Raw genomic sequence first — 13481 nt, forward strand, 5'->3', positions numbered from 1 at the left:
AATCTGTCATCAAAAGTGGAACGAAGTAAGCGCAATACGCTTTCGTTGCATTTATAAAAGATTGCGATTCCGGTATACACCACGGAAAGGCTTGCAGCACTGCAGGCCTTTTTTATACCTATGCGCTATCTCTATAATTTTATATTCCAGAATAACGGTCAAGCTATTTCAGGACGAGACAACCTATAATTAATGCTGATCTATAAATTATGGAGGCAGTTGGAAAATAAAAATCGGATTATGCCTCTTTTAAATTTCGAATTTCATCAGCTAAAACAGGAATGTTGTTTTGAATTATTCCCCACAACATTTCAGGTTCAACTGAGCCCAAAGCATGTGAAATATATTTCTTATTCCTGCTTTGTCATGTTACGGTTATTTTAGGAGATTCCTCCTTCGTCGGAATAGCCTGCCCCGGTGGATATCGGGGACAAAAGACGCTGTCATCCCGAGGAACGAGGGATCTCTTTGAGGTACTTTCTTAATTTGACAAAGCAGGATTAATCCAATAATGTTTTTAGAAACTGTGATTTTGATGTTAGGATCGATCTCAATCATTTTCTGTATCGCTTCTCCGATAATTTCTAAATCCCGCTCAACTGCCCGCTGCAAAATGATCTCTTCAGAAAAATTGTTGAAGTTGTTTTGAGTTTTCTGCTTAATAAATTCGATTTCCTCAATAACACTTTCAATATCTAAAAACCTGAGTTCGACTCATAATTAGCATCAAAAACGTCATTGCGAGGAGCTTGCGACGCGGCAATCTCGTTTTCAGATACGGGATCGCTTCACTTCGTTCGCGATGACGGTTTTTTCCTACGTTGCGAGCTGCCGCGGCTTCCTCCCCTCAAATCTTCCTCTAAGCTCTGTTTGGCACCAGACAAGCCTGTTTGGCACCAGGCAAGCCTGCCTGGAGCAGACAGGCTCGCAGTGACGGTTTTATAATCGAACTGAGGTTAAAATGTACTTGAGTAGTTTATGCAGCATACAAATCTACTTTTGACTGATAAACTTCTTTTTTTAGAACTGGGTTCTTAAGCGATTTGCTAGACAAAAGATCTACTTTTCTATTTAAAATTTCTTGAAGCTGATCTAACAACGAAAAGTAGTTGTCGGCATATTCCAAAACATCAATATCATCAGAAAACTCAACAAGCAGATCGATATCGCTGTCTTCATGCATGGCATTTTTTGCAGCTGATCCAAATAGAGAAATGGCCTCAACGTGATGTTGCTTACACGCTGTTATTATTTCATCAAGTTTATTTTGAATCAATTCAATCATAATTTCAAAGATTACATGAAATTTCGAATAGTACCCATGCCCTGCTTAATGGTGTAAAACTCGTTATAACCAAAAAAGAATGCACATTATCAATTAAAATTAAAGAATAACTCAACAACCTAAGATCCTCCACCAAATGGTTCGACTTTGCTCTCATTAGCTCCAGAATGACGAACATCTATGAGACAGCCATTTTTTTTAACCTCATTTTTAAATTCTTGCATTTGGATGTGTAAAAGGGCTTTGTCTCCCGCTAAATTTACCTTAACTTCATTTTCCAAAATCAGCGAATATGGATTTGTACACACCGGAGTATTTTATGAATGAAGCCTTAAAGGAGGCCAAGATGGCTTTTGAAGAAGGTGAAATTCCAGTTGGGGCGGTGATGGTATGCAGAAACAGGGTAATAGCAAGGGCTTATAACCAGACAGAGAAGCTCACTGATGTGACGGCTCATGCTGAAATCCTGGCTATCACAGCAGCATCGGATTCACTAGGGGCAAAATACCTCACAGAGTGTGAACTATATGTCACATTGGAGCCCTGCGTGATGTGTGCTGGTGCCAGCTTTTGGGCTCAGCTCGGTGGCATCCATTTTGCAGCTTTTGATCCTAGAAGAGGATATTCTAACATCAAAGAAGGGCTTTTACATCCAAAAACCAAGATCAGTCAAGGGATTATGGAAGCAGAAGCCAAACAGTTGTTAGATTCCTTCTTCAAACAACTGAGAAAATAGCATATTTATAGGCTTTAGAGAACTCTTTTTGAGTTATCTTGGTTTGTGTAGTACATGATTTTAGAAGAGAAGAATTATTTTAATGTTTAACCATAAAATTTTATAAACAATGGCTTTTGAATTACCAAAACTACCGTATGACTACAATGCATTGGAACCAAATATCGATGCTAAGACAATGGAAATCCACTATGGAAAACACCACAATGGTTATGTGACTAAGTTGAACGATGCTGTTGCGGGGACTGACTTGGAAGGTAAAAGCCTTGAGGAATTGATGAAAGTAGCCGGTTCTAATGGAGCGGTAAGAAATAATGGTGGAGGACACTATAACCACTCACTTTTCTGGACGATCCTTTCACCAAACGGTGGAGGTCAGCCTTCAGGAGATTTGGCCTCTGCTATCGATGCGAAGTTTGGATCTTTTGATGCGTTCAAAGAAGAATTCAATAAAGCTGCTGCTACCAGGTTTGGTTCAGGTTGGGCTTGGCTGTGTGTTGATAAAAGCAAAGAGCTGTGTGTATGCTCCTCGCCAAATCAGGACAATCCACTGATGGATATTGCCGAATGCCCAGGCACTCCGATTCTTGGATTAGATGTGTGGGAGCACGCATACTACCTAAACTACCAAAACAGAAGACCTGACTATATTTCTGCTTTTTGGAATGTAGTAAACTGGGAAGAGGTGAGCAAAAGATATGCTGCCGCCAAATAGGCAGTGCAGCCAACATAAAATTAACTGAGAAAGATCCCCGATTCGCTGATGCGAGTCGGGGATTTTTTTTGAGGTAGGAAATCTGATAACCTCAGTTCGATTTATATAAGTTGATAAAAAAAACGGGGTTTTAACATAGAAGCTCAGGTTGACACAATGGACAGACTGTTTGTAAATGAACGATCATACTGTACGTAAATGTACACTTTTTTTGTCTGCTAATTTTTTAAAACACTGATAATCAATTATTTAAAAAATACATTTTCATCTGGCACTGTTTTTCTAAAGATAGGTCATAGCATTGAAATTTAGAAAACTATGAAAATATCTTACCAAATATGTACCGTACTGTTTTTCTTCTTGTTGGCGACTGGCCATACAGTGGCCAGGCAGAGCAGTGAGCTAAAAGGAAGAGTGGAGGATGCCGAAGGGGCAGTCTTGCCCTTTGCCAACGTTTCCGTGTTGGAAGAGGGAGCTGAGCGGATGGTCGTGGGTGCTGTATCTGATGAAAAAGGTGCTTTTTCGATCAGTACTTCCAAGACAGGCCGCGTGGTCCTCAGCATTTCATCCATTGGGTATAAAACCTACCGATCTGAGCCTTTTGTCTTAGAGGAAGGTATGGAAAAGGATTTTGGGACCGTAAAAGTGGAGGAAGAAGCTACCTCACTGGATGCTGTGGAAGTCCGAAGCAGCCGACCTGAGGTGACGATAGAAGCGGATCGGACCATTGTAAATGTCGAGGGTACCGTCATGGCAGAAGGCAGTACGGCACTCGATGTGGTAGGCAGGTCTCCCGGGGTCTATGTCGACGCAGATGGTAATATTAACCTGAATGGCCGGACTGGCGTGATCGTCCTGATCGATGATCGTCAAACCTATATGAGTGCAAAGGATTTGGCTAATTTTCTAAGGGCCATGCCAGCCGATAATATAAAAAGCATTGAGGTGATCAATAACCCGCCCGCCAAGTACGACGCAGAAGGAGCTGCTGGCGTACTCAATATCAAGCTTAAAAAGAACGATTATAATGGGATGAATGGCAGTCTCCAAGCGGGCAATTACTATAATGGTCGCCATGCGCCATTTGCGGGGGGGAGCTTAAACCTCAAGCGTGGTAAATGGACTACCAATGTAAGCTTAAACTATAATACTTGGGTGCGGGATATTGACCTGCAAATCCTTAGGAGATTTAAAGAGGAGAACGGTACGGCAGTGTTTGATCAAGACGCGCTGTTGAAACTAGGAGGGGAAAACTTGTTTCTTACCGGAGGAGCAGATTACCAGATGAGTAAGAAGCATTCAGTAGGATTTAACTTTCAGGCTTCAGACTATAATGGAAAGGATGACGGAAACTCTCTTACTGATATTTCCAGCCCAGATAATGGAGACATCAATCATCTTCAGGCACTCAATGACAGCGAATCAGACAATAGGAGGTTTTTCACCAATTTTCACTACGTAGGTAACCTTGATACCTTGGGTACAAAACTTTCAGCAGACGTGGATTACACGGTCGTGGATGGGGGAAGCCTTAGCCTGCTTACCAATAATTATTGGGTCAATGAAGCAACCGAAGCGGGTACTATGGACAGGATCAGAACGGACAATGACATGGCTTATACTATTTTTACGGCCAAAGCGGATTTTACCAAACCGATAGGCGAAAAGGTGAAGCTGGAGACGGGCGTAAAGGGCAGTTGGGTAGAATCCGATAATATGCTGGATATCTCAAAAAGCGTAGAAGAGGGGCCTTTTGAGCCGGATCAGAACAGTAACCACTTTATCTATAACGAGAATGTCCTGGCAGCTTATGCCTCTGTGAAATCACCACTGGGCAAAAAACTAGACTTCCAAGCGGGGCTTAGGTTGGAATATTCTGACATCACGGGAAACTCTGTGACGCTAAATCAAATAAATAAGCAAAATTACCTGAATCTGTTTCCAAGCATGTTTTTGCAGCAAAAGGTTTCTGATAATTATTCCATCACCTATAATGTCAACCGAAGGATTACCCGTCCCAATTACCGCTCGCTAAATCCGTTTGTATTTTACATCGATCCACTGACGACCGAGCAAGGGAATCCAAACCTGAAGCCTCAATATGCCAACAACATTGAGATGAGCCATGTGTTTAAGCAGGCATACCAGTTTACCTTGGCTTATTCAAGAACTGCCAATTCCATCGATCAAGTAATGATTCAAAACGATGAGACGAAGGAAACGACCCTTCAAGTGCAAAATTTCGATAAGTCGGAAGATTTTAGCCTAAGGATGCTGGTGCCTGTAGAGATTGCGGAGTGGTACAGTACTAGTAATATGCTCCATCTTTATTATAAATCTTTCCAGTCACAGTTGGGAGATGACTTCTTAGATGTCAGCCAGTTTTCTTATATGGCAAGAACCCAGCACAATATAACCCTTCCAAAAGGATTTAAGGTAGAGCTAGTGGCTATGTACCTCAGTCCGTTTCTCGAAGGACAGTTAGAATTGAATGGGTTTGGTTGGGTAGATGCAGGGATCACCAAAACCTTCAAGGACGATAAGTTCAGTCTGACGGTAAATGGTCAGGACATTTTCAGGACCAGGGGCATTAAAGGTGTGGTCAATTTCGGAGATATCAATACAGATATCCGTCAATACAATAGCCAACAAGCTGTAAGAGTGACTTTCCGGTGGAATTTCTCCAAAGGTGAAAAATTCAAAGTGTCCAACAGAAGCGGTAGCGCTGAAGAGCGAAATCGGTTGGACTAAACTAAGCGGTTGATTTGATTTAGTATAAAAGGTAGCCTCCAGGTGGAGGCTATTTTTTGTTTCCGGCCTTAAACCTAAAATTAATGCTGTTTAGATAAGGGCAGACAGGGTCGTGCTCTGAAATAGGTTGACACAATTTAATTGAAAATTGTAAGCGTGGTACTCTCCGGTAAGACTTATTTGAAGTGATAAAGGAAGATCAATTTTCCTGTAAAAGCAGGTTTCTTTTGGTCTTTGATCTCAAGTTTGATGCTCATTTCTGTTTTTACGGTGCCTCTTAGGTTGGTAATATTAGCCATGGAAGCGTGGAGCCTTACTTCACTGTCCACCAATACAGGTTGTGCAAAGCGCAAGGATTCGATACCATAATTGACCAGCATTTTGAGGTTGTTAACCTTTACTATTTGCTCCCACAGGAAGGGGACAAGGGAGAGTGTGAGGTAGCCATGTGCGATGGTATTGCCAAAAGCCCCTTCTGCTTTGGCTTTTGCCGGATCGGTATGAATCCACTGATGGTCGAGCGTAGCATCTGCAAATTTATTGATTTGATCCTGTGTGATTCTGTGGTATTCAGAGGATCCCAGGCTCTGACCGATGTGTTTTTCGAACTCCTCGAAACTGTTAATGACTAATTGGCTCATGAAATAAGTTAATGAATTGAAAAGCGAATATACATAAAAGCCAGTAGATAAGAAACTGGGATCTTTTTAGGGTTTATTGATCGGTTCTTTGAGTTTTTTGAAACGTTTTTTTAAAAAAATTATTGTTTTTAATAAAAAAATAGTTGTTTTAAGGAAACTACTTTGTTTTTAAGGAAATACTACTTACTTGATTTTAAGATGATTATGATTTTTGAAAGGGCATTGATTATTGTCTTCTCGCTACTTTTATTTATAGAAAATATTGCGGCGGCCCAAGATAAAGGAGAGATTCGGTTGATTAATTCAAAGATCAACAGTGCTAATACCATTCGGCTCAATGAAGATTATGAGGTTTTTATCAGTACAAAAAACAAAATAATCGTTTTCAACGAGGATGGGTTGAAGGATGGAAACATTTGGCTATCATACAGTGATTTGAAGTCCATTGAGGATTTTGAGGGTAAGATCACAGATCCGGGCACCGGTAAAACCATCGAAAAGCTTAAGCTGAAAAACTTCAAGGACGTGTCTTATATCAGTGAAGGTTCAGTATTCGAGGACAGTCGACTGAAATACTATAAGCCTTCTGTTCACCAATTTCCCGTTGAGATCTCCTATGAGCATACCCAAAAGATCAGCGGGAACATGTATTTTCCATCATGGACTCCAGAGGGCAAACCGAAGCAGTTGGTAGAAAGAACAACACTGGATGTGATTTATCCAGAGAAGCTAGGGCTGCGGTATAAAATGGAAAATATAGGGGAGCCTCCATCGATTACCAAGAATAATGGTGAAATCACGGTACAATGGGCGTTTGAAAACCTGTTTAGCCTTGAAGAGTCTGAAGATGATAGCTTGGCATTGGTGAAAATAGCACCAAGGAAATTTTCTATGGAAGGCTATGTCGCCGATATGAGCACGTGGGATGGTTTTGGTGAATGGGTGAATAAGCTCATGGCCGGAAGAGGGGAACTTTCTCCTCAAGCCAAAGCAACTGTGGCAGAAATAGTGGACAGCCTCGAAACAGATCGGGAAAAAGTAAAGGCCTTGTACCGCTATTTGCAGCAGAATTATCGCTATGTGAGTATCCAGATGGGAATCGGAGGGTTCCAGCCTGCCCTGGCCAATGAGGTATATGAGAAGAAGTATGGAGATTGTAAGGGCTTGGCCTTTTTGATGAAAGCGATGCTCCGGGAAGTTGGGATTCCTGCCAATTATACTTTGGTGCGGGCGGGGAGCGATGCTGCGGATATAGATGAGGAGTTTTCTTCCAACCAGTTTAACCATGCCATTTTGCAGGTTCCTGCAAAAAGGGATACAGTGTGGCTGGAGTGTACTTCCAGTACGCTGCCAGCAGGGTTTTTGGGCGATTTTACGATGAATCGTCATGTGCTGGCCGTCACTGACACTGGGGGAGTTTTGCTGAAAACGCCCCGTTATGATGCTGTGGGATTTAATCAGATCAAGAACATATCCAAGGTGAACCTCCTTGGCAATGGAATGGCTCGCATCCATCAAGCCAAGGAATTGACAGGTTTTGCTGCCCAGAATTACCTTTCTGCCCAGAACCTACTGAACGAAAAGGACATCCAAAAGTACCTCTATCATGACCTGGGATTCAGTGGGGCCCATATAGAGGATTTTGACCTTAGCGTGGATGAAAGCGGAGATATTCCCATGGCGGTATTGAACCACGAGACGTTCTTGCAGCAGTTTTACCAGTCCACAAGTAAACGAATGATCATTACTCCACAGTTCCAGTCGGTGAGCAGTGACCTTCTTGGCAATCGGTTTATGAAGTGGGAAGAGGAGTTGGAGATCGTGAGTGAAGAAACAGTGGAGCTGGAAAGCGGTGAGGAAGATGTGAGTTTGTCGGAAGATTTTTTCGATTATACCAAAGATATTCAGTTTATGGACAATGTCCTTACGGTGGATCGGACAGTGAATTTTCATTTTCCTGAGTCCATCGACCAGGATACCATAGACGAGACACTCAAGAAAATAGAGAAACTAGATAATCAACCAATATTTTTAAGAAAATGAACTACTCTGCCAAGCGTAATGGATGGGCGGTTTTGACCCTGGCCATCCTTACCTTATTTACCTCTACGAGTTTTTCCCAAGAGATCAAACTGGGGAAATACAGTCAGGAAGAGCTAGAAATGACTTCCTGTAGTTTTGAGCCCGAAGCCCCGGCTATTGTGCTGGGAGAGCAAGGTGTCAGCTTTTTTTCGCGATCCCTTTTGGTCACGGAGATCAAAAGAAGGATCAAGGTGTTTGATAGTGAAAAAGCGAAGGACCAGGCAGATATTACCATTCGCTACTATGTCGGCGATGATGGTGACATCGAAAGTATCAGTGGTCTGAAGGCACAGGTAATGAATTATGAGAATGGCAAGGAGGAGACGACCAAGCTATCGAAAAGTGATTTTTTCGATTCCGATGTCGGTAACGGTTATAAGGAAATCCGCTTTACTTTCCCAGAAGTAAAGGCAGGTTCCATTTTGGAATATGAGTATAAAGTGTATTCAAAATCCATCACATTTATTGATGGATGGGGTTTCCAAAATGATATCCCTACTGTTTTTTCCCGCTACAAAATCGACATTCCCGAACACTTGGATTATCGGTTTTTGGGCCAAGGCGAAAATTTTGTTTTGGCCAATCAAAACCAAGAAAGCAAGTTTGGGAAAAATGAGTGGGTGCTCACCAATCTCAGGTCTATTAAGCCTGAACCGTACATGAACAATTTTGTGGATTACTTGGACAGGATTGAATTCCAGTTGGCAGGATATAAGGATTTTAGTAATAATGGTCACTACGAATCCTATTTGGGCTCATGGCAAAAGCTGGCAGATGAGCTTTTCAGTATTGATAATTTCAAGTCCTATTTTAGAAATAATGTAGCCAAAGACCTTCAAGAGGTCCAGGTGGAAGGCGATAGTGATCTGGCCAAGGCTACCAATATTTACAAGTACATTAAAGAGAACTATAGACTAAATGATGAAAGAGGATTTATTCCGAGCCAGTCTGGCAAGCGACTGATAGATGGAAAGATGGGTAGTGAGACGGATTTAAACTTACTTTTTATGGCCATGTTGCGGGCGCATGGAATCCAGGCAGACCCGTTGCTGATCAGTACCAAGGGGAATGGGCGTTCATTCCTGGTTCAATTTCCCTTTGTCACCCAGTTTAACCGACTGATCATTCAGGTGATCATTGATGGGGAACCAGTTTATGCCGATACTTCCGACGAGCATATGCCTTTTGGTTATTTACCGTTAAACAGTCATGTGAAGGGGGGCTTTTTGGTGATGGAAAAAGATAGTGGCCTGATCAATGTGTCCCTTGATCACAAATCAGGCATCAAGCAGATGGTCGACATCACCTTTAATGAAGATTCGGTACATTATGACCATGCTGTGCGGTATTTGGACTATGATGCGGTCGATTTTTTGCAAGAACATGAAGGTTTGGCCTTAGAGGATCCTGAGCAGTGGTTTGAGTTAAAAGAAAATGCCAAAGTGATTGATTTTAATGCGGAAAAAAGCGTGGATAAGTACCTGAAAGTTGAAAGTAAATTTGCTGTGTGCAGTCCTTTCGACACTTCTACTGAAATGTTATTGATAAATCCCATTATGGTCGCACGACATAAGGAAAACCCATTCAAAGTGGATGAGCGGAATTTTCCCGTGGATTTTAAGTACCTGTTATCCGATAATTATATCGCCACCATTCATGTGCCGGAGGGTTATGTTTTGGACGATTTTCCGGAGCAATTGGCCATTTCGATGCCAGGTGGCTTGGCCAAATTCATGTATTTTCCGCGAGAGAGTAAGGTCGATAACTTGCTTAGGATCAATGTGAAGTTTGAGATCAATAGTGAAATTGTGCGTGCTTCAGACTATCAAGGGCTAAAGGCATTCATGGAGTTTTTGGTCAACAAGCTCCAAGAGCCCGTTATTTTAAAGAAGGAAACAGCAATGGTTTCAGAGGCCGAATAATCACAGACCGTCTCGCTATTTGGGCGAGACGGTTGTTTATTTGGCGAGGTTTACTTTGATGGCTTTTCTTTTGATGCGTAACTTTTGAGAGGCCTCTATGACCTGCTTGTATTTTTCCCTTTTCACAGCGACATAAGAGAAAAAATCCTTTACTTCAATGAGCCCGAGGTCTTCTTTTTCCATAAAGTCAAATTGTAGGAAAAATCCTACCAGGTCGATTTTGTTGACTTTGTCTTTCTTGCCCTTGTTGATATGCAGAGTGGCAAATGACGGGACTAACGCATGATTTTTTGGTGAGGGGATAAATTCTTCCGGTTCTTCTTGGAGGTAGTTCGGAAGGTAATCCTTTTCGGTCATAAGCAAGATACAAGTGCCGGAGGCTTTCATTCTGGCAGTTCGACCGTTTCTGTGTAGATAGGTGGTTTCCTGGGGAGGGAGTTGGAAATGCACCACATAGTCCAATTCAGGGATGTCTATTCCCCGTGCTGCGATATCGGTAGCGATCAGCACTTGTGTACTTCCGTTCCTGAATTTGGTCAGCTGGGATTCGCGCTCATCTTGTTCCAGTCCACCATGAAAGAGGGAAAAGACCACTTCGTGCTGATCAAGGAATTCACCGATTCGGTCACAGGCATCCCGATGGTTGGCAAAGGCGATGACGTTTTGGTCTTTACCCAGGCTTTTGATAAGGGTGAGCAATCCCTCCGGTTTACCTTCTTTGGGAGTGACAATTTTGTTGACCCTGAGGGCTGTGGAAGCCGTTTGCTGGGTTTCCAGTGTAAAATGGTCGTCAAAATCCAGGTAATAGGGAAGTTCGATGGAGCTGGTGGCAGATACCAAAACTTTGTCCGTAACCTGAAAAAGTTGTCCAGTGATGTACTTCATTTGTCCGGAAAATCCCATTTCGAGTGACTTGTCAAACTCATCAAAAACAAGATGACGGATGGAATCAGGAGAAAAGGTGCCACGCTCCAGATGATCCTTAATTCTGCCGGGCGTACCCACTAAAATACTCGGAGGCACAGAGAAGTTCTTCCGCTCGATACTGAACAAATGCCCACCATAGCATGCATTTACCTTGATGGGTAGTTTCATCTGTTTTAGGACACTTTCTATCTGAATGACCAGCTCTCTGGTGGGGGCTAGGATCAAGGCTTGGACGCCAGCTTTTTCTTCCAGTTTTTCCAGTAAGCTGAGCAGGTAGGCGAGTGTTTTTCCGCTCCCCGTAGGAGCGATGAGCATGAGGTTCGCATGCCTTTTAGAAGCTTCAAGGGTTTCTTGCTGCATTTCGTTGAGGGATGAAATGCCCAGGTTTTGAAGGATGGTTTGTTTATTTAAGCTGGAAAGTGTCATGCCTCAAAGGTAATTCAAGTATCTTTATAAATTAGAAATTATTTCGATTCTATGGAAGAACAACCCAATAACCCCATGCATGGGGTGAAGCTAGAACAGATCGTAACCGTGTTGGTCAAATATTATGGCTGGGAAAACCTGGCCGATAGAGTGCCGATCAACTGCTTTATATCCAATCCCAGTATTAAGAGTAGCCTGAAATTCCTTCGCCGTACCCCTTGGGCGCGGGCCAAAGTGGAGGCTTTGTATATGGATCTATTGAAGAAAAAGTAACTTTTTCAGCGTCCAGTGGCTAATAAACTGATTTTCAGCAAATCAGGTAGGGGCTAAAAAAGGGCGGGTTTTCTTCAACCTCGCCCCATTTTTATTTAATGTCTTCTCTTCATGACAAGGCTATCTGCAGGATACTTTTCTTTTAGCATGGTCATTTGTGATTTTGCCCAGTCGATCAAGGTGGTTTTTTCCACTTCAGTAAGATTGGCTTCAGGGTGCATGCCCAGTGAGGTGTATGAGTTAAGTGGCATTTCTCCTTCCTCAATCATCTCGATGATTTCCTCCAGTTTGTGATTTTGACGGGCGATAGGTGCTTTGGTGAAGTCATCAAAGTTCAGATGGCGCTTTCCATCTTTGATGTGGCCATTCAGCCACCAGGCTACCGGTTGGAAGTTGGCATACCAGGGATAATCTGTGCTGTTGCTGTGACAGTCATTACAGGCTTTTTCGAGGATGGATGCCACCTCATCAGTGATTACATAATCACCAGTCAATGGTGCTGGCTGGGCATTGGTAGTGTTCTTTTCGGGCCGGAAAAACTGTATAATGATAAACACGGCCAGTAGTGCCAAAAGGATTTTTTTTAACATAGATTGCGTGGTTTGTGATTGTCTAATTATTAAAGATAATCAAACTGCACAAAAATTGAAGTGTATTAAAAACCAAATTCTTACTGCCCTGGCTTTTAAAGCTAATTATGGTGGAGGTAGGTTAGGAGATTTTCCCGGCAATTAATTTGTCCATTGCCTGATAGGCTTCTGTGTCGACATGGTTTTTCTTGCCTTGTGCGATCACAAAATCTATAAAGGTGGCTTTTTCGGTTTGAGGAGCTTGATGCTCCACGTCAAGCTGTAGGGAAGATTTGGCACCGTATGGGAAATTGGACAGCATGTTAAGTGCTTCTTCTACGTCGTCGTCTTCCAAAGTGAAGATTTGGGCATTGGCGACCGCTTGAACTTCCTGCATGAGCTTTTTCAATTGCTTCACCATTTCTTCCCTTGCTGCCACCTCTCCAAAAGTCACATCATAGGCGGTGGTGATGGCAGCCAAAGGAGAAACAAAAAGGAATTTTTTCCAGAGATCTTTTTTGATTTCCGGAGTATAAGTGGCGTTTATCCCTGCTTTTTGGAGGATAACAGCTATCCATTGATAATCTTGCCCTCCGCTTTTTCCAAAAAGCACCTTTCCGGGGCCGCCGACATGGTGAATGATACCAAGTTTTTCGATATTGGAAGCAATGTAAATACAGCCCTCCAAAACAGTGGGAGGTGGGGTTGAAAATTGATCAAGCACGGATTCAGCTGCATTGATTCCGTTTTGTAAAGGTATGATGACCGTTTTGGGGGTAATGCAGTCTTTAAATCCCCGAACCACGGAGGGGAGGGAATATGCCTTGGTGGCAATGATCAACAGGTCCAGCTCCCCAATTACACTGGGGTTATCACTTATAAGGTCTGGATTAGTATGGATGTGTTGGTTTTCGGTGTGTAGCGTGATGCCATTTACTGAAATTTCTTCTTGGGTAGCTCCTCTGCAAATGAAGATAATCTCGACGGCAGGATCCTCCTTGTAGGCATGGGCCAGTTTTGCACCAATGAATCCTCCTACTCCCCCAAGTCCTAAGATGCCGATTTTCATTTTTTGGGTGGGTTAAATGTTGGAAATTATTAACAATGAATATAATGGAGACTGCCTCCTGAACCGGTGCTGCACAATGGATCGA

General features: G+C 42.6%; 13 protein-coding genes. 6 read left to right on the forward strand and 7 right to left on the reverse strand.

The features are described 5' to 3' along the window. Positions 1-375 precede the first annotated feature (375 nt). From FKX85_RS21880 to FKX85_RS21435, 3 genes are all read right to left on the reverse strand, one after another. Positions 376-693: a HepT-like ribonuclease domain-containing protein gene (locus FKX85_RS21880; RefSeq protein ID WP_394345010.1), complete on the reverse strand. Its 318-nt coding sequence runs from the start codon at positions 691-693 to the stop codon at positions 376-378. A 283-nt stretch (positions 694-976) separates the two neighbouring features. Beyond that, a complete protein-coding gene (locus tag FKX85_RS07600; protein WP_141614160.1) occupies positions 977-1285 on the reverse strand; it encodes a nucleotidyltransferase family protein in 309 nt (102 codons plus the stop codon). 119 nt (positions 1286-1404) lie between these two features. Continuing rightward, complete coding sequence (locus FKX85_RS21435; protein WP_168196234.1) at positions 1405-1566, reverse strand: hypothetical protein; 162 nt, start codon at positions 1564-1566, stop codon at positions 1405-1407. An 11-nt stretch (positions 1567-1577) separates the two neighbouring features. On the opposite strand from FKX85_RS21435, the gene FKX85_RS07605 reads away from it, so the two are divergent. From FKX85_RS07605 to FKX85_RS07615, 3 genes are all read left to right on the forward strand, one after another. Continuing rightward, complete coding sequence (locus FKX85_RS07605; protein WP_141614161.1) at positions 1578-2021, forward strand: nucleoside deaminase; 444 nt, start codon at positions 1578-1580, stop codon at positions 2019-2021. A gap of 109 nt (positions 2022-2130) precedes the next feature. Then, a complete protein-coding gene (locus FKX85_RS07610; RefSeq protein ID WP_141614162.1) occupies positions 2131-2736 on the forward strand; it encodes a superoxide dismutase in 606 nt (201 codons plus the stop codon). A gap of 318 nt (positions 2737-3054) precedes the next feature. Then, positions 3055-5487, forward strand: a complete 2433-nt coding sequence (locus FKX85_RS07615; protein ID WP_141614163.1) for an outer membrane beta-barrel protein — start codon at positions 3055-3057, stop codon at positions 5485-5487. 176 nt (positions 5488-5663) lie between these two features. Here FKX85_RS07615 and FKX85_RS07620 read toward each other — a convergent pair whose 3' ends face one another. Beyond that, positions 5664-6128, reverse strand: coding sequence for a MaoC family dehydratase (locus tag FKX85_RS07620; RefSeq protein ID WP_141614164.1), 465 nt, complete (start codon positions 6126-6128; stop codon positions 5664-5666). 198 nt (positions 6129-6326) lie between these two features. On the opposite strand from FKX85_RS07620, the gene FKX85_RS07625 reads away from it, so the two are divergent. Together FKX85_RS07625 and FKX85_RS07630 are read left to right on the forward strand one after the other, a co-directional pair. Beyond that, complete coding sequence (locus tag FKX85_RS07625; RefSeq protein ID WP_141614165.1) at positions 6327-8171, forward strand: transglutaminase domain-containing protein; 1845 nt, start codon at positions 6327-6329, stop codon at positions 8169-8171. Then, positions 8168-10132, forward strand: a complete 1965-nt coding sequence (locus FKX85_RS07630) for a DUF3857 domain-containing protein (RefSeq protein WP_141614166.1) — start codon at positions 8168-8170, stop codon at positions 10130-10132. The genes FKX85_RS07625 and FKX85_RS07630 overlap by 4 nt, the downstream gene beginning before the upstream one ends. Before the next feature lie 36 nt (positions 10133-10168). Here FKX85_RS07630 and FKX85_RS07635 read toward each other — a convergent pair whose 3' ends face one another. After that, positions 10169-11485: a DEAD/DEAH box helicase gene (locus tag FKX85_RS07635; RefSeq protein WP_141614167.1), complete on the reverse strand. Its 1317-nt coding sequence runs from the start codon at positions 11483-11485 to the stop codon at positions 10169-10171. A gap of 51 nt (positions 11486-11536) precedes the next feature. On the opposite strand from FKX85_RS07635, the gene FKX85_RS07640 reads away from it, so the two are divergent. Beyond that, positions 11537-11758 carry a VF530 family protein gene (locus tag FKX85_RS07640; protein WP_141614168.1) on the forward strand — a complete coding sequence of 74 codons (222 nt, stop codon included), beginning with the start codon at positions 11537-11539 and terminating at the stop codon, positions 11756-11758. 95 nt (positions 11759-11853) lie between these two features. Here FKX85_RS07640 and FKX85_RS07645 read toward each other — a convergent pair whose 3' ends face one another. Continuing rightward, on the reverse strand, positions 11854-12348 hold the full coding sequence (locus FKX85_RS07645) for a heme-binding domain-containing protein (RefSeq protein WP_141614169.1): 495 nt from the start codon (positions 12346-12348) through the stop codon (positions 11854-11856). A 121-nt stretch (positions 12349-12469) separates the two neighbouring features. After that, the gene (locus FKX85_RS07650; RefSeq protein WP_141614170.1) at positions 12470-13396 is read right to left on the reverse strand and encodes a ketopantoate reductase family protein; all 927 of its coding nucleotides are present in this window, start codon (positions 13394-13396) and stop codon (positions 12470-12472) included. Between the last annotated feature and the right edge of the window lie 85 nt (positions 13397-13481).

Source organism: Echinicola soli (assembly GCF_006575665.1).
Taxonomy (GTDB): domain Bacteria; phylum Bacteroidota; class Bacteroidia; order Cytophagales; family Cyclobacteriaceae; genus Echinicola; species Echinicola soli.

What these genes read in the sequence shown, in the direction of transcription:
- FKX85_RS07605 (WP_141614161.1), top strand. Translation starts at nt 1,578, where the DNA reads ATGGATTTGTACACACCGGAGTATTTTATGAATGAAGCCTTAAAGGAG.
- FKX85_RS07640 (WP_141614168.1), top strand. Translation starts at nt 11,537, where the DNA reads ATGGAAGAACAACCCAATAACCCCATGCATGGGGTGAAGCTAGAACAG.
- FKX85_RS07650 (WP_141614170.1), bottom strand. Translation starts at nt 13,396, where the DNA reads ATGAAAATCGGCATCTTAGGACTTGGGGGAGTAGGAGGATTCATTGGT.
- FKX85_RS07630 (WP_141614166.1), top strand. Translation starts at nt 8,168, where the DNA reads ATGAACTACTCTGCCAAGCGTAATGGATGGGCGGTTTTGACCCTGGCC.
- FKX85_RS07645 (WP_141614169.1), bottom strand. Translation starts at nt 12,348, where the DNA reads ATGTTAAAAAAAATCCTTTTGGCACTACTGGCCGTGTTTATCATTATA.
- FKX85_RS07600 (WP_141614160.1), bottom strand. Translation starts at nt 1,285, where the DNA reads ATGATTGAATTGATTCAAAATAAACTTGATGAAATAATAACAGCGTGT.
- FKX85_RS07615 (WP_141614163.1), top strand. Translation starts at nt 3,055, where the DNA reads ATGAAAATATCTTACCAAATATGTACCGTACTGTTTTTCTTCTTGTTG.
- FKX85_RS07625 (WP_141614165.1), top strand. Translation starts at nt 6,327, where the DNA reads ATGATTATGATTTTTGAAAGGGCATTGATTATTGTCTTCTCGCTACTT.
- FKX85_RS07635 (WP_141614167.1), bottom strand. Translation starts at nt 11,485, where the DNA reads ATGACACTTTCCAGCTTAAATAAACAAACCATCCTTCAAAACCTGGGC.
- FKX85_RS07610 (WP_141614162.1), top strand. Translation starts at nt 2,131, where the DNA reads ATGGCTTTTGAATTACCAAAACTACCGTATGACTACAATGCATTGGAA.
- FKX85_RS07620 (WP_141614164.1), bottom strand. Translation starts at nt 6,128, where the DNA reads ATGAGCCAATTAGTCATTAACAGTTTCGAGGAGTTCGAAAAACACATC.